This is a genomic window from Pantoea sp. Seng, from assembly GCF_009829935.1.
Taxonomy (GTDB): Bacteria; Pseudomonadota; Gammaproteobacteria; order Enterobacterales; family Enterobacteriaceae; genus Pantoea; species Pantoea communis.
In genome coordinates this window covers 61,948-77,082 of sequence record NZ_SZZV01000008.1, presented here as the reverse complement: position 1 = coordinate 77,082, position 15,135 = coordinate 61,948, and the positions used below count along the sequence as shown (strand labels likewise).

The 15,135-nt window shown below is 55.1% G+C and carries 15 protein-coding genes; 1 reads left to right on the top strand and 14 read right to left on the bottom strand.

Annotated elements, in window-relative coordinates; all coding sequences use genetic code 11:
- Positions 1-134 precede the first annotated feature (134 nt).
- From argT to FD737_RS10315, 12 genes are all read right to left on the bottom strand, one after another.
- On the bottom strand, positions 135-917 hold the full coding sequence (gene argT, locus FD737_RS10370; protein ID WP_034825110.1) for a lysine/arginine/ornithine ABC transporter substrate-binding protein ArgT: 783 nt from the start codon (positions 915-917) through the stop codon (positions 135-137).
- A gap of 275 nt (positions 918-1,192) precedes the next feature.
- The gene (locus FD737_RS10365; protein ID WP_038645698.1) at positions 1,193-1,762 is read right to left on the bottom strand and encodes a UbiX family flavin prenyltransferase; all 570 of its coding nucleotides are present in this window, start codon (positions 1,760-1,762) and stop codon (positions 1,193-1,195) included.
- 115 nt (positions 1,763-1,877) lie between these two features.
- Positions 1,878-3,395: an amidophosphoribosyltransferase gene (gene purF, locus FD737_RS10360; protein ID WP_034825114.1), complete on the bottom strand. Its 1,518-nt coding sequence runs from the start codon at positions 3,393-3,395 to the stop codon at positions 1,878-1,880.
- Positions 3,396-3,431: 36 nt separating this feature from the next.
- Positions 3,432-3,917: a colicin V production protein gene (gene cvpA, locus FD737_RS10355; protein WP_034825265.1), complete on the bottom strand. Its 486-nt coding sequence runs from the start codon at positions 3,915-3,917 to the stop codon at positions 3,432-3,434.
- Between the two features lie 250 nt (positions 3,918-4,167).
- Positions 4,168-4,923 carry a cell division protein DedD gene (gene dedD, locus FD737_RS10350; RefSeq protein ID WP_097117239.1) on the bottom strand — a complete coding sequence of 252 codons (756 nt, stop codon included), beginning with the start codon at positions 4,921-4,923 and terminating at the stop codon, positions 4,168-4,170.
- Positions 4,913-6,181, bottom strand: a complete 1,269-nt coding sequence (gene folC / locus FD737_RS10345) for a bifunctional tetrahydrofolate synthase/dihydrofolate synthase (RefSeq protein ID WP_160833451.1) — start codon at positions 6,179-6,181, stop codon at positions 4,913-4,915. Before folC ends, dedD begins: the two co-directional genes overlap by 11 nt.
- 189 nt (positions 6,182-6,370) lie before the next feature.
- Positions 6,371-7,279 carry an acetyl-CoA carboxylase, carboxyltransferase subunit beta gene (gene accD, locus FD737_RS10340; protein ID WP_034825118.1) on the bottom strand — a complete coding sequence of 303 codons (909 nt, stop codon included), beginning with the start codon at positions 7,277-7,279 and terminating at the stop codon, positions 6,371-6,373.
- Positions 7,280-7,411: 132 nt separating this feature from the next.
- Positions 7,412-8,074 carry a DedA family protein gene (locus FD737_RS10335; protein ID WP_097116568.1) on the bottom strand — a complete coding sequence of 221 codons (663 nt, stop codon included), beginning with the start codon at positions 8,072-8,074 and terminating at the stop codon, positions 7,412-7,414.
- 36 nt (positions 8,075-8,110) lie between these two features.
- Positions 8,111-8,917, bottom strand: coding sequence for a tRNA pseudouridine(38-40) synthase TruA (truA, locus tag FD737_RS10330; RefSeq protein ID WP_097116567.1), 807 nt, complete (start codon positions 8,915-8,917; stop codon positions 8,111-8,113).
- On the bottom strand, positions 8,917-9,927 hold the full coding sequence (locus FD737_RS10325; protein ID WP_058962341.1) for an aspartate-semialdehyde dehydrogenase: 1,011 nt from the start codon (positions 9,925-9,927) through the stop codon (positions 8,917-8,919). The genes truA and FD737_RS10325 overlap by 1 nt, the downstream gene beginning before the upstream one ends.
- Positions 9,928-10,029: 102 nt before the next feature.
- On the bottom strand, positions 10,030-11,154 hold the full coding sequence (gene pdxB, locus FD737_RS10320) for a 4-phosphoerythronate dehydrogenase PdxB (RefSeq protein ID WP_097116566.1): 1,125 nt from the start codon (positions 11,152-11,154) through the stop codon (positions 10,030-10,032).
- A gap of 59 nt (positions 11,155-11,213) precedes the next feature.
- A complete protein-coding gene (locus tag FD737_RS10315) occupies positions 11,214-11,993 on the bottom strand; it encodes a helix-turn-helix domain-containing protein (protein WP_160833450.1) in 780 nt (259 codons plus the stop codon).
- 95 nt (positions 11,994-12,088) lie between these two features.
- Between FD737_RS10315 and FD737_RS10310 the strand changes: the two genes are divergently transcribed.
- The gene (locus FD737_RS10310) at positions 12,089-12,994 is read left to right on the top strand and encodes a DMT family transporter (protein ID WP_160833449.1); all 906 of its coding nucleotides are present in this window, start codon (positions 12,089-12,091) and stop codon (positions 12,992-12,994) included.
- Here FD737_RS10310 and FD737_RS10305 read toward each other — a convergent pair.
- Both FD737_RS10305 and tctD read right to left on the bottom strand, forming a co-directional pair.
- Positions 12,981-14,357, bottom strand: a complete 1,377-nt coding sequence (locus FD737_RS10305; RefSeq protein WP_160833448.1) for a sensor histidine kinase — start codon at positions 14,355-14,357, stop codon at positions 12,981-12,983. The genes FD737_RS10310 and FD737_RS10305 overlap by 14 nt on opposite strands.
- Complete coding sequence (tctD, locus tag FD737_RS10300; protein ID WP_160833447.1) at positions 14,348-15,019, bottom strand: transcriptional regulator TctD; 672 nt, start codon at positions 15,017-15,019, stop codon at positions 14,348-14,350. Before tctD ends, FD737_RS10305 begins: the two co-directional genes overlap by 10 nt.
- Positions 15,020-15,135: the final 116 nt, after the last annotated feature.

Genomic DNA, 15,135 nt, shown 5'->3' with positions numbered 1-15,135 from the left:
GACCAGGATTTGAATCACAGGGTAGATGGCGGCAAGCGTATGAACCCCGGGAGTTTACATAAGTAAGCGCCCGGAGTGAATAGTTATGACCAACCCTGCTGCAAATCAATCATCAAGGTCAGAAAACAGGACAATTAATCGCCGTACACGTTGAAATCAAAGTACTTCTTCGCAATCTTGTCGTAGGTGCCATCTTTACGCATGGCATCGAACGCTTTGTCGATGGCTGCTTTCAGATCGGCATCGTCTTTGCGCAAGCCCATACCAGTACCGACACCAAAGATTTTGTCATCTTTAACCGCTGGACCGGCAAACGCATAGTTTTTGCCCACTGGCTGTTTTAGGAAGCCCTCGCTCGCCTGCACTTCATCCTGGAAAGCCGCATCGATACGACCTGCATCCAGATCCTGATACACCAGATCCTGGTTGGCGTATGGCGTTACAGTGACACCCTTAGGACGCCAGTTTTCGTTGGCGTAGGTTTCCTGAGTGGTGCCCTGCAGCAAACCAATGTTTTTACCTTTCAGCGATTCGATGGTCGGTTGCAGGCTGGAACCTTTCTTCGCCACTAAACGCGCATTGGCGGCGTAAAGTTTTTCAGAGAAGGCGATCTCTTCCTGACGTTTCTCGGTGATGGAGAGAGAAGAGATGATAGCGTCGATCTTCTTCGCTTTCAGCGACGGGATCAGTGCATCAAAATCACTTTCCACATAAGTACATTTGGTCTCGATACGCTTACAGATTTCGTTCGCCAGATCGATGTCAAAGCCGACTAACTGGCCTTGTGCATTCTTGGATTCAAACGGCGGGTAGGTCGGGTCTGTCCCGATGCGCAGCGTTTTTGGTACCGCAGCGAACACGCTCGCAGCGCTGGACATGGCCAGCATCAGGGAAAGAGCCAGAACTCGCTTTTTCATAGGTAACCCTCAAGTGAAGTGCTTATTGTTATATGGTCGTGATGTGTGTTTGCGCTGAATGATTTGCAGGTTTCATGCCAGTTATGCAAAACGGCGAAAGCGTGCTCAGGCGCACTAAATACCGCGCCCTTCAGGGGCGCAAGCACTTAGTTTGTGAGGGAAATATAACAGCGACGTGAGGAAGAAAAAGCGACATTGTTAACTTTTGGTGCACAAGATGCACGAAGAGTGATCGGGCACGCGAAAATGCACACAGTTAGTGCAAAATTGCACCATTATGCGCCATGCCAACGGGTAAACAGGTCTTGCGGCAGCTCAATATCGAATTGATCAATGACGCGATTGACAGTTTGATCGACCAGATCTTCAATTTTTTGTGGGCGGTGATAAAAAGCGGGCACCGGCGGCATGATCAGTGCGCCCAATTCCGCGGCCGTGGTCATCATGCGTAAATGCCCAAGATGCAGCGGCGTTTCGCGCACGCACAGGACCAGTTTACGCTGCTCCTTCAGCACCACATCGGCGGCGCGCGTCAGCAAACTATCACTGTAGCTGTGCACGATGCCGGAAAGGGTTTTCATTGAACAGGGTAAAATCACCATGCCAAGTGTCTTGAAGGAACCTGATGAGATGCTGGCAGCGATATCACGTACGTCATGCACCACATCAGCCAGTGCTTGCACATCACGCAGGCTGTAATCCGTTTCCAGCGATAACGTCTGACGCGCAGCCGGACTGATCACCAAATGGGTTTCCACATCGGCCAAAGGTTGCAGCACTTGCAACAATCGCACGCCGTATATCGCGCCACTGGCGCCGGAAATACCAATGATCAGTCGTTTCATTATTCAGCCCTGCCCGTTCAGATTGCGGCAATGATAGCCGCTCACTGAGCAAAAATACAAAAACAAACAGGGCGGAGTTTCCCCCGCCCTGTTAAAGATGAGCACCACGAGGCGGTTAGCCTTCGTTATGCAGCTCCAGACCTTCCACTTCGTTCTGACGCTGAATCGCTTTCGCATCGTCATTACGCAGTGACTGCAAATACTCGAGGTACTGCTGGTCGACATCTTTGGTGACGTAAACGCCGTTGAATACCGAGCACTCAAACTGTGCGATATCCGGGTTCTCTTCACGTACTGCTTCGATCAGATCATCGAGGTCCTGGAAGATCAGCGCATCGGCTTTGATCAGCTGACGAATTTCTTCCACTTCACGGCCATGCGCGATCAGTTCGGTAGCGCTCGGCATATCGATACCGTAGACGTTCGGGAAACGAATTTCCGGCGCGGCAGACGCCAGGTAAACACGTTTTGCACCGGCTTCGCGCGCCATTTCAATGATCTGCTCAGACGTGGTGCCACGCACGATGGAATCGTCAACCAGCAGCACGTTCTTATCACGGAACTCAGCACGGTTGGCGTTCAGTTTGCGGCGAATCGCGCTACGACGCATATGCTGGCCTGGCATGATAAAGGTGCGGCCCACATAGCGGTTTTTCACGAAGCCCTGACGATATGGCTTGTCGAGAATACGGGCGATTTCCAGCGCGGCATCAGTGGAGGTTTCCGGGATAGGAATCACCACATCGATATCCAGGTCTTCCCATTCGCGGGCAATTTTCTGACCGAGTTTGGTGCCCATACGCACACGTGCGCTGTAGACCGACACCTTATCAAGGAAGGAGTCTGGACGCGCAAAGTAGACGTATTCGAACAGGCAAGGGTTGGTTTTGGGATTCTCAGCACACTGGCGCGTGGAGAGTTGTCCCTGCTCGGTGATGTACACCGCTTCACCAGGCGCCACATCGCGGATGAACTCGAAGCCTAAAGTATCCAGTGCCACGCTTTCTGACGCCACCATATATTCGGTGCGACCATCAGCAATCACGCGTTTACCCAGCACTAATGGGCGAATCCCGTTTGGATCGCGGAACGCAACTAAGCCATGGCCAATAATCATCGAAACCACTGCGTAAGCGCCGCGCACCTGTTGGTGCACTGCCGCTACCGCAGCAAAAATGTTGTCAGCTTCCAGCGGGTCATGCTGGAAACGGTCGAGCTCCTGCGCAAAGATGTTCAGCAGGATTTCAGAATCAGAGGTGGTGTTAACGTGACGGCGACCCACTTCGAACAGATGCTTACGCAGTTCGTGCGCGTTGGTCAGGTTGCCGTTGTGCGCCAGCGTGATGCCATACGGGGAGTTTACGTAGAAAGGCTGCGCTTCAGAAGCGCTGGAACTGCCCGCGGTTGGATAGCGAACATGGCCAATCCCGATATTACCCTGCAAACGCTGCATGTGGCGTGCTTCGAAGACATCGCTCACCAGGCCATTCGCTTTACGCAGACGGAAGCAGTTAAGCGCATCGATGGTACAAATGCCGGCGGCATCTTGCCCGCGGTGCTGCAGCACCGTTAACGCGTCATAGATCGACTGGTTTACTGGCATAAAACCGGTGATACCAACAATACCGCACATGTTGTCATTTCCTCATTGGCCGCACTCCCGGTGGCGTTACCGGGGTATAAAACTGGACGTGCTTTTCAGGTAATCGAAAAACCACCTGATGATGTAACTGAACTGGGGAATGAGTTGCGACTGTTGCCAGTCCGGGCTTTTGGAAAAGCCGGTGAATGTATCGAGGAAGAAGAGCATAGCGGAAACAATCAGCACGCCACGCAACGCCCCGAAACAGACCCCCAACACCCTGTCGGTTCCCGACAAGCCGGTTTTTTCCACCAGCGAGCCGATCACATAGTTCACGATGGCACCCACAATCAGAGTGGCAACGAATAACACCGCTATCGCGATGCCGTTGCGAACCAGTTCGTCGTCAAAACCTGTAAACCAGACTGCAAGGTAGGTGTAGTAATGACTGGCGACAAAAAACGCGCATCCCCAGGTAACGAGAGATAAGGCTTCCCGGACAAACCCACGAATCAGGCTGACCAGAGCCGAAAAACCAACTACCGCAATAATGACGTAATCAATCCAGATCATGAACGCTTCCAACCCAGTGCTTATGCACCCCTGCATCCAGTTCGGGGCGCATTCTAACAGAAAAAGAAAACGTTTGCGTAGGGTTTTCCGGTTCTGTATCCATAAAAAGGGCGATGAAAAAAACTTTCCTCGCCCTGAGTAAAATCAGCAATTTAACCCACTGATATAAAACAGCTTTACGACAACATTTCGCTTAACCGCTTGTGCTATACCGCGCCTTTTACTGCTATCGGCGCGGCTTATCACAGCATTAACGCGTGCCGTACGGTTTCACCACGCCACCGAGCCCGGAGATGCTTTGTAGCTCACTCAGCGAACTCTGCAGCTTCGCTTTTGAGGCATCCGGCCCCACATAAATGCGCGTGATTTGTCCCTGCACCGGCGTGGATGGCACGGTAAAGGCACGATATCCTGACAGACGCAGTTGCGCCACAATCTCACTGACCTTGGCCGCATTCTTTAGCGCACCCAGCTGAACCACAAACGCCTGCCCCGCAGGAGCCGCTTCCGGTTCACTCTGTTTCGGTGTTTCGACCACTTTTGGCTGCTCAACCGGTTTCGGTTGTTCTACCACTTTGGGCTTCGGTTGTTCGACCGGTTTTGGCTTCGGCTGTTCAACCGGCTTAGGTTTGGGCTGCTCGACCACTTTTGGCTTCGGCTGCTCAACCGGCTTCGTCTGCTGATGCACCGGCGGCGGTGTCACCAGCGTAGGCTCGCTGTTCTGCACCGGTTGCGCATTGCCATTGCTGGCCGAGCTGCTGGCTTTACCGTTATCCGAGGTTTGCGCCGTGCTCGCCCCTTCCGGCGGCTGCGCCGGGAGCGGTTGCGTCACCGGCGGCACCATTTCGCTATCCTGCTGATCGTCCGGCTTTGGCACCAGCGGAATCGCTGCGAACTCTTCTTTGTAATGCTTTTTCTTGCCGTCGAGCAGCCCCGGCAGCACGATGACGCCAATCGCCACCAAAATGACGGTACCGACTAAGCGATTTTGAAACTTACTTGCCACTGCCATTCTCCGCTGACATCGATTCCATAACCTGTGCAACGGTGTGGAAAGAACCACACACCAGAATCACATCCTCAGGCGCGGCTTGCTGACGCGCGGCCTGCCATGCTGCATCGACGTTATCATACGCATTGCCACCTTCAAGGTGGGCGATCAGCTCATCGGCGGTGGCGCCACGCGGACCGTCAAGCGGTGCACAGAACCAGCGATCCACCTGCGGTGCCAGCGCGGCCAGCGTCCCCGCGATGTCCTTGTCATGCAACATGCCGACCACTGCATGCACTTTACCGCTTTTCGGCAACTCCGCCAGACGTGAAGCCAGATAATGCGCCGCATGCGGATTATGTGCCACATCGAGAATCACGCGTGGTGATTCGCTCACCGTCTGGAAACGTCCGGGCAGAATCGCCAGAGGCAGGTGTTCGCGGATCACCGCTTCGCTGACATTGAGTCCTGATGCGCGCAGCGCGGTGATCGCGGTCGCCGCATTGGGCAACGGCACCTGCGGCAACGGCAGGTCGCGCAGTTCACCGTGTCTATCCTGCAACGTCCAGCTATTTTCCTGCTTCTGCCACTGCCAGTCACGGTTGATTTGCAGCAGCTGCGCGCCCTTCTCCGCCGCGACTTCGGCGATGGTGTGCGGCATATCGGCTTCACCGACGACTGCAGGTTTGCCACCACGGAACACGCCGGCTTTTTCGCGACCAATGCTTTCGCGATCCGGCCCCAGCCAATCGGTGTGATCGAGCGCGATGCTGGTGATCACCGCAACATCCGCATCGACGATATTGGTGGCATCAAGACGTCCGCCAAGACCCACTTCGAGGATCACCACATCAAGATTGGCCTCACGGAACAGATTCAGTGCAGAGAGGGTGCCGAATTCAAAGTAGGTGAGTGAAATGTCACCGCGTCCAGCTTCAATACTGGCGAAACTGGCGCTGTGCAGCGCTTCATCCAGCTCGGAGCCCTGCACGCGCACGCGTTCGGTGTAGCGCACCAGATGCGGCGAGCTGTACACGCCCACGCGATAGCCTGCGGCCATCAACAGCTTTTCCAGCGTGCGGCAGGTGGTGCCTTTGCCATTGGTACCGGCAACGGTGAAGATAAACGGAGCGGGTTTTAGCAGATCAAGGCGTGCGGCGACGCGTTGAATACGATCCAGGCCCAATTCGATGGCCTGTGAATGCAGGTGTTCAAGATAATGAAGCCACGTGGCCAAAGGCGACGTGGCTTGAGGAAGCTGCAGAGTGTCCATGTGTCCCGTTTACTCATCTTACACATCGTCATTCAAGCCGCAGCGGCGTGGGCTGCACTCAATCACCCCCGATCCCTTACTGGGTAAGCTGCCGGGGCTTCATTCGTTTGCCGCCCTGCTGCAACTCGAATGACTGGGTGTTTACGGTTCATTGGTGAAAAGCGTTTAACCACCGCTTTTCGTTGCCTGTCAGGCCTCGTTGCTCTCTGGCACAGCCGTAGAAGGCTGATCACCATCCTGCAGCGGCGCTGGCAGGTTCATCATTTTCGCCAGCAGGCTGGCCAGCTTAAAGCGCATTTCCGGACGACGGATGATCATGTCGATCGCGCCTTTTTCGATCAGGAACTCACTGCGCTGGAAGCCCGGTGGCAGTTTCTCACGCACGGTCTGTTCGATAACGCGTGGACCGGCAAAGCCAATCAGCGCTTTCGGTTCAGCAACGTTCAAATCGCCCAGCATCGCGAAGCTGGCAGACACACCGCCCATGGTTGGGTCGGTCAGCACGGAGATGTACGGCAAGCCGCGTTCCTGCATTTTCGCCAGCGCTGCGCTGGTTTTTGCCATCTGCATCAGCGACTGTAACGCTTCCTGCATACGGGCACCGCCACTGGCAGAGAAGCAGATCAGCGGGCAGTTATCTTCCAGTGCCTGCTCAACGCCACGCACAAAGCGCGCGCCAACCACAGAGCCCATTGAGCCGCCCATAAAGGAGAACTCAAAAGCCACCGCCACCACTGGCATACCGTGCAGGGTGCCTTTCATGGCGATCAGAGCATCTTTCTCACCGGTGTCTTTCTGCGCGGCAACCAGACGATCTTTGTACTTCTTAGAATCGCGGAACTTGAGCAGATCCTTCGGTTCCAGCTCGCTGCCTAATTCAACCAGAGAACCTTCATCCAGCATGGTGTGCAAACGCTCACGGGCGTGCATGCGCATGTGGTGGTCGCACTTCGGGCAGACCTCAAGGTTACGCTCCAGTTCGGCGCGGTACAGCACCTGACCACAGCTATCGCATTTGGTCCAGACCCCTTCAGGGATACTGGCTTTGCGTGTTGGCGTGGTGGTGCTTTTATTCAGTATGCGTTCAATCCAGCTCATTGATGACCTTTCTGTTTAATGCTGACCTGGTCCAGTCTTCTTGTGACTGCTGAAATCACCTTCAGCAGGCCGTAAATGTCGCTCATTAAACCACAACCCGTTCACGCTGTGGATAAAAATCTGGTGACAGCCTTACTGTGGCTTCTGCTGACGTGCCTGACGGCGATGGCGCCATACTTCAATCACGCCTGGCAAAATTGAGACCACAATGATGCCAACAATCAGCAGTTTTAGGTTCTCCTGTACCACCGGCAAATCACCAAACAGGTAACCGGCATAGGAGAACAACAGCACCCACAGCAGTGCGCCCGTCACGTTGAAGAGCGCAAAGTGGCGATAAGACATGTGTCCCATCCCCGCCACAAAGGGGGCAAAGGTTCGCACGATTGGTACAAAGCGCGCAAGTATAATGGTTTTGCCACCGTGGCGATCGTAGAAGGCGTGGGTCTTATCCAGATAGCTGCGACGGAAAATTTTCGAGTTCGGATTGCTAAACAGCTTCTCACCGAACAACCGACCAATAGTGTAGTTCACCGCATCGCCGAGGATGGCAGCAACCACCAGCAGCGTGACCATTAAATGCACGTTGAGATCGTTACCCGGCAGTGCCGCCAGCGCGCCAGCAACAAACAGTAACGAATCCCCTGGCAGGAAAGGTGTGACCACCAGGCCGGTTTCGCAGAACAGGATCAGGAACAGAATGGCGTAAATCCAGACGCCGTACTGCGCCACCAGTTCGGCTAAATGCACATCAATATGGAGAATAAAGTCGATCAAAAAGTGGATGAATTCCATAATGTTCCGGCTCCCAAACATCCTTACTCATTTAAATTAATCTGCGAGGAACAACGGTCCCAACGCAGGCTGAGGTAACGCAAAGTGAGATGGGTAATCCACCGCCACCAAATACAACCCCTCGGCTTTAGCGGTCGCTGCCGCCAGAGTACGATCTTTTGCCGCCAGCAACTCAGCCATCCAGCTTTCCGGCTGGTTGCCGCAGCCAATTTCCATTAGGCTGCCGACAATATTGCGCACCATGTGGTGCACGAACGCGTTGGCTTTGATATCGACAATCACATAAGGTCCGTAACGTGTGACGTTAAGGTGCATCACGTTGCGCCACGGCGTGCGCGACTGGCACTGCACCGCACGGAACGAGGTAAAGTCGTTCTCGCCAATTAAACACTGACCGGCACGCTGCATTTTCTCGACATCCAGCGGATGATAAAAATGGGTGATGCCGTTGCCAAGAATCGCCGGTCGCAGCCGCTGATTGAAAATCACATAGCGGTAACGACGCGCGGTGGCGCTAAAGCGGGCATGAAATTCCTCCGGCACCGCTTTCACCCAACGTACCGCGATGTCATCCGGCAGGTTGGCATTGACGCCCAGCGTCCAGGCGCTGTCGGCGCGCTGCGAGGTGGTTTCGAAATGCACCACTTGCCCGGTACCGTGCACACCGGCATCCGTGCGTCCGGCGCAGAACACCACCACCGGGTGATTCGCCACTTTCGACAGCGCTTTTTCCAGCTTTTCCTGCACGCTGCGCACTTCGTTCTGTCGCTGCCAGCCGTAGTAACGGCTGCCGTCGTACTCAATGCCTAACGCCAGCTTAAATGTCGTTTCTTCAGACAACATTAATAGAAGTACTCCTGCACCAATTTCTCAGCGGTTTTTACCGCCATCAGTGCGCCGCCGAAACGAACGTTGTCAGCCACGGACCAGAATTGCAGCAGCTCAGGGAGACCGTAATCATTACGCACATTGCCAATGCTCAGCGCATCATTGCCTGATGCATCGCTGACGGGCGTCGGATATTCACCGTCTTCACTGAGGTTGATGTCATCAGCTCGCGCCAGTTCATCTCGCGCTTCTTCGGCTGACAGCGGACGTAAATTTTCGACATGCACAATCTGCGTGTTGCCGTAAAACACTGGCGCCTGCACGCTGCTGACGGCAATTGGCAAGCCTTCGTCCTGCAGCACTTTGCGCACCTGATCCACCAGACGACGTTCACTCTCCACGCTGCCATGGCTATCCGCTAACTGCGGCAACAGGTTGAACGCCAACTGACGACCAAAATAGTGCTCATCTGCTGGTACACCATTCAGCAAACGTGCGCTTTCGCCCGCCAGGCCATCCACTGCCGCTTTACCGTGGCTGGAAACCGACATCAGATTGGTCACCTGCAAACGGCTTAACCCCGCCGTATCCACCAGCGGTTTGATAGCGCTTAACAGCTGGCTTACCAGCGCATCGGCCACCGTCACGATATTGCGATTGCGATAATCGGCCAGCACCTGCGGGTTCACATCAGGCACCACCAGCGGGACATCCGGCTCCAGCGCGAACAGATCGCTGCTGTCGATCACCAGGCAACCCTGGCTTGCGGCTTCATCCGCGTAACGCGCGGAAGCTTCACGTCCGGCAGCGAAAAACGCCAGCTGCGCCTGCGTCCAGTCAAATTCAGCCGCATCCTGCACGCGCAGGGTGCGACCATCAAAACGCACACTTTCACCGGCGCTGTTTTCGCTCGCCAGCAGATACAATTCACCAACCGGGAACTGGCGTTCTGCCAGCAATTCCAGTACAGCGTTCCCTACTGCGCCTGTTGCGCCCAATAGCGCAATATTCCAGCCGTCAGACATGTTGGTTTACTCCAGACAATGACATAAAAACAGAAGGCGGTGATGACACCGCCTGACATTTAAGACTTTTCCCGCGCGAAAACGCAGGGGATTGATTTAACTTTACAAACTGGCGCGGAAACCGAGCTTTTCCAGCATCGCGGCGCTATCGGCATCATCACATTTCACCTGCAGTGATGACCATTCACGACGCTCTTCATACTGCTTGCGCAGGCGATCAAATTCGCCCGGTTTGGCAGCCACTTTTCGCAGTGGCGCATCGTCGCGGCGCACATCATACACCAGGTGCACCAGTCGTTTCAGCGTTGGCTGATCGAGCTTGCCGTGCAGCGTAATGGTGCCAAATTCCGGTGCAGGCAGCAGACTCTCCAGCGCCACCTGTTGCGGCTGACCGATAAACGCGCACCAGGCTTCAAATACTTGTGTGGTGCCGCGCGCTTTGCCTTCCAGCGTATAGCCCGCGATATGTGCCGTGGCGATATCGACTTTGTCCAGCAGATCGAGGTTCAGATCCGGCTCCGGCTCCCACACATCCAGCACCACGCTGAGGTCGCTGCGCATTTTCATCACTTCAAGCAGCGCGGCGTTATCCACCACCGGGCCACGGCAGGCATTGATCAGAATGGTGTTGGGTTGGAGTGCCATCAGCAGTGCCATATCGGCCAGGTGCCAGCTTTTATAGGGGCCGTCTTTAAATAGCGGCGTATGGAAGGTCAGAATATCGGCCTGCGCCACCAGCTCATCCAGCGTGTGGAACGTTTCCTGATCGCCACGATCCGCACGCGGCGGATCGCACAGCAGGGTTTTCACCCCCCAGGCTTCAAGACGTTTTTGCAAACGCCCCCCTACATTGCCCACGCCGACAATACCTACGGTACGATCGCGCAGTTCAAAACCATCGCGTTCGGCCAGCAGCAGTAAGGAGGAGAACACATACTCCACCACCGCAATTGCGTTACAGCCGGGTGCCGCCGAGAAGGCGATTCCGGCGGCCGCCAAAGAACCATCGTCCACATGATCAGTGCCAGCCGTGGCGGTGCCAACGAACTTCACCGGCGTACCGGCCAACAGCGCCGCATTCACTTTAGTCACCGAGCGCACCATCAGTCCGCTGGCATCCTGTAACTCTGCTTCGGGTAACGGACGTCCCGGCACGGCCAATACTTCACCCGTGCGACTGAAGAGTTCACGAGCGTAAGGCATGTTTTCATCGACGAGAATTTTCACTGCGGCGGTCCTGTCTGCTGATGTGTTTTGAGGCGCGTATTCTTACATAAAGCCGGGGATTAACCTAACCGGCTGCGATAGCGATCCGGCGTGGTGCCGGCCTGCTGCTGGAACATCACAATCAAGGCTGATGACGAGCTATAGCCCAGTTCGTGTGCAATGCCTTGCACGCTGCCCCCCTGCTCCAGCAGCGCAATGGCACGCAAAAAACGTAAACGCTGGCGCCATTCGCTGAAAGACATCTTCAACTGCTGCTGACAACGTCGCGCCAGCGTACGCTCGGTGGTGAACACCCGCTTCGCCCATTGTGCCAGCGTGGTGTTATCACCGGGATTTTCTTCCAGCGCGCGCAAAATAGGCGCGAGAAATTTGTCGTCCGACAACGGCAAATAGCTGGTGTGCACCGGTGCCTGACGCAGACGATCAATCAAGACTTCACACAGTCGCCAGTCCGCTTCCGTTTGAGGCTGCTCCAACTCACGCTGTGCAAAATCATTCATGATGGCGTGCACAATCGCATCGACGTGCAGTAAACAGGCATTGTCGGGCATCTCCGCACAGAGATCGGCCGCGAGATTGAAGGTGCGGAACTGGGCATGGCAATGGTTATAGCTGCTGTGGCGCTGTTCTGGCGGGATCCAGATCGGCATATCAGCGGGCGTTAATAACCGTTCCCCCTCCACTTCCATCTCCAGCACGTGGCTGGTGACAAAAATCACCTGACCCCAACTGTGCAGATGCGGGAGATATTCAGTTTTCGCGTTAGCCTGCTCGTAGCGCATAAAATAGCGCAGTAGCGGCGCATCAATCGGCGGCTGATACTCGATCTGTAAATTCATTCTGTCCGGTCACTAACGAATATTGTCCGATTTTAACTATCTGAATAAAACCGGTCAAATGTAAACTATTCGCGATTAAACTCAGGAGTCGTACGATGAATTTACTGTTTCCGTTGATTGCGGTGATAATCTGGTCGATCAACACCATTGTCAGCAAACTCTCTGCCGTGAGCATCGATCCTGCCGCCATCTCCTTTTATCGCTGGCTGCTGGCGCTCATCGTGCTGGCCCCCTTAAGCCTGCCCGGCGTGTGGCGCCATCGCCATGCCGTGAAGGCCAATCTGTGGCGATTATTGATCCTCGGCCTGTTGGGCATGGTGCTTTATCAGAGTCTCGCCTACTATGCCGCCCACAGCGTATCGGCGGTGATGATGGGTATCTTGGGTGCCACGATTCCGTTACTGACCATTCTGCTCAGCCTGTTCGTTTTACGCCTTGCGCCGACGCGTGGCATTTTGATCGGCGGCCTGTTGTCCTTTGCCGGTTTGGTATGGTTGGTGAGTGAAGGGAATCCAGCTCAGTTGCTGAATCAGCGTCTGGGCAACGGCGAGTTGATGATGCTGGCGGCTTCCACCTCGTATGCGCTTTACGGTGTGCTGACCAAACGCTGGGCGATCCCTCTGCCGACCTGGCAGAGCCTGTACGTGCAGATTTTCTTTGGTGTGTTGCTGTTACTGCCTGGATTCTTGCGCGCACCGGACGTCACGCTGAACTTGCATAACATTCCGCTGGTGCTGTTTGCCGGGCTTTTCGCGTCCATTATCGCGCCGTTCTTGTGGATCCTTGGTGTGCAACGTCTCGGTGCCAGTACCACCACCATTTTTATGAATTTTGTGCCCGCGTTTACCGCCATCATTGCCGTGCTGTTCCTGCATGAGCAACTGCACGCCTATCACTGGATTGGCGGTGGCATGACGTTGGTGGGAGTGATTCTGGCGCAACGGTTGAAAACACCGCTGCGCAAGCCACGTGAACGTACCGTTCAGCTCAGCGAAAGCTAATGATGATGCGCAGCCCGCCCAGTTGCGGGCTGCGATCCAGCAGCAACTGCGCACCGTGCCAGGCACAGATATCTTTGACCAGCGCCAGCCCGATGCCCGCACCGGGCTGGCTGGCAGTATCCAGGCGACCAAACGGCTGCAATGCCTGATGCTGTTGTGCCGCGCTAATGCCCGGTCCGCTGTCCTCAATTTCCAGCTGTTTCTCCCGCAATCTCGCCGTGACGATCCCGCCTTCTGGCGTGTATTTAATCGCATTGTCCAGCAGGTTGGCACAGAGTTCGGCCAGTAATAAGCCATCTCCTTGCACGACACAGGGAATGTCGCCTTCAAATCCCAGATCGATGTGTTTATGGCGCGCGCCGGCATAGCTGCTGAAACATGCCTGTTCCACAATTTCATTCAAACTGACCCGAGAAAAAGGCTTGTCCTCACCGTGCCGGGCTTTGATTTGCGCCAGCTGCAATAGTCGATCGGTAAGTTGCACCGTATCGTTGAGCGTATGGCGCATGCCAAGCAAACTTTCGCGCCACTGCGCAGGATCATCACTGTTGAGCGCAACGCCAACCTGGGTTTTTAAAATAGTGAGCGGTGTACGTAATTGGTGTGAAACGTCGGCACTAAAACGTTCCTGTCGTGCCAGCAAACCGCGCAGTCGTTCCAGATGTCGATTAAAGGCAATAATTAACGGCTGCAATTCCGACCAGGGCAATAGCGACGGCAAAGGCGTCAACTCACCTGGCGCACGTCGTAGCATGATGCGCGATAATCGGCGCAGCGGCCGCAACACTTTGCGTAATAACAGGCTGGCTAACAGCAGGGTAATCAACACCAGAAAGCTTTGACTGATCAACGCGGTGCGCAATAATCCTTCCGCAAACCCATGACGAGAATTCAGGGTTTCCGCCACCAGAACCAGCGCCATCCCCTCTACGCCCTGCTCGTTTACCGGTTGCCATAACGCCGCAATACGAATCGGCTGCTTACGATAGCTGCCATCGTAAAAGTGCACTAAAGCGGGATAGGCTTCAGAAAGCGGCGCATTGCGCGGTAAAGGGGGCAGATCGGGATAACCTGAAAGAGTTTTGCCTTGCGGTGAAATCACCTGATAGAACAATTGGTCATTCATGTTGCGCTCAAAGCTGTCGAGTACCACCCAGGGCACATCCACCTCCAAATGGTTCTGTCGCACCACCAGCCTTTCTGCCACCGTGCGTGCCGAGGCGAGAAGTGAACGATCGTAAGCCTGATTCGCCGCCTGCAGCGCACTCTGGTAATGGGTATAAACCGACAACCCCCACAGCAACATCAACGGAGCGCCCAACCACAGTAGCAGCTCACCGCGCAGTGAATGGCTCAGGCGCACGGCTGGCACTCCAGACTGTATCCCAGCCCACGTAGCGTCACGATGGCAACATCGCTGCCCTGCAGCTTTTTCCGCACCCGATGCACATACAGTTCAATGCTTTCCAGGCTGGCTTCATCGGTTAAGGTAAAGGTCTGTTCATAAAGATGCTGGCGTGACACCGGACGTCCAGGGCGTTGCATCAAAGTTGAGAGCACGCTGGCTTCACGCGGCGTGAGCATCAACGGTCTGTGGTTCAGCAGAAAATAGCCTTCGCCGTCGCGCTCCAGCTGGCCCACGGTCTGCGATTGCGCAGTTTGCCCCTGGCTGCGGCGTAATAGCGCACGCAGCCGTGCTTCCAGCTCATCCAGTTCAAAGGGTTTAGTGAGATAGTCGTCCGCGCCCGCATTGAGGCCCTGCACGCGCTGTTCCAGCGCACTTTTAGCCGTGAGCAACAATACCGGCGTGGTTTGCCCACGCTTACGCAAACGCGCCAGCACCGCCAGACCATCCAGCCGTGGCAGTGATACATCCAGCACCACCACCGCATAGTCTTCGCTCTGCAACACATGGTCTGCCGCCAGGCCATCCGCAACCCAATCCACGGCAAAACCTTTCTGTGTCAGCGCTTTTTGCAGCCAGCTAGCCAGGTCAACCGTATCTTCCACCAGTAAGAGACGCATATCACATCCTGATACTTTTCCCGAGCACTGAAAGGTAAATGAAAGGTTACACCATTAACAATTCAGCAACGCCGAATGTTCGGCAGTTGTCACACTCTGGAAGCATGAATGGAGCG

Excerpts from the sequence above, each read along its gene's own strand:
- argT (WP_034825110.1), bottom strand. The coding sequence starts at position 917 with ATGAAAAAGCGAGTTCTGGCTCTTTCCCTGATGCTGGCCATGTCCAGC.
- FD737_RS10365 (WP_038645698.1), bottom strand. The coding sequence starts at position 1,762 with ATGAAACGACTGATCATTGGTATTTCCGGCGCCAGTGGCGCGATATAC.
- purF (WP_034825114.1), bottom strand. The coding sequence starts at position 3,395 with ATGTGCGGTATTGTTGGTATCACCGGTTTTATGCCAGTAAACCAGTCG.
- cvpA (WP_034825265.1), bottom strand. The coding sequence starts at position 3,917 with ATGATCTGGATTGATTACGTCATTATTGCGGTAGTTGGTTTTTCGGCT.
- folC (WP_160833451.1), bottom strand. The coding sequence starts at position 6,181 with ATGGACACTCTGCAGCTTCCTCAAGCCACGTCGCCTTTGGCCACGTGG.
- accD (WP_034825118.1), bottom strand. The coding sequence starts at position 7,279 with ATGAGCTGGATTGAACGCATACTGAATAAAAGCACCACCACGCCAACA.
- FD737_RS10335 (WP_097116568.1), bottom strand. The coding sequence starts at position 8,074 with ATGGAATTCATCCACTTTTTGATCGACTTTATTCTCCATATTGATGTG.
- truA (WP_097116567.1), bottom strand. The coding sequence starts at position 8,917 with ATGTTGTCTGAAGAAACGACATTTAAGCTGGCGTTAGGCATTGAGTAC.
- FD737_RS10325 (WP_058962341.1), bottom strand. The coding sequence starts at position 9,927 with ATGTCTGACGGCTGGAATATTGCGCTATTGGGCGCAACAGGCGCAGTA.
- FD737_RS10315 (WP_160833450.1), bottom strand. The coding sequence starts at position 11,993 with ATGAATTTACAGATCGAGTATCAGCCGCCGATTGATGCGCCGCTACTG.
- FD737_RS10310 (WP_160833449.1), top strand. The coding sequence starts at position 12,089 with ATGAATTTACTGTTTCCGTTGATTGCGGTGATAATCTGGTCGATCAAC.
- tctD (WP_160833447.1), bottom strand. The coding sequence starts at position 15,019 with ATGCGTCTCTTACTGGTGGAAGATACGGTTGACCTGGCTAGCTGGCTG.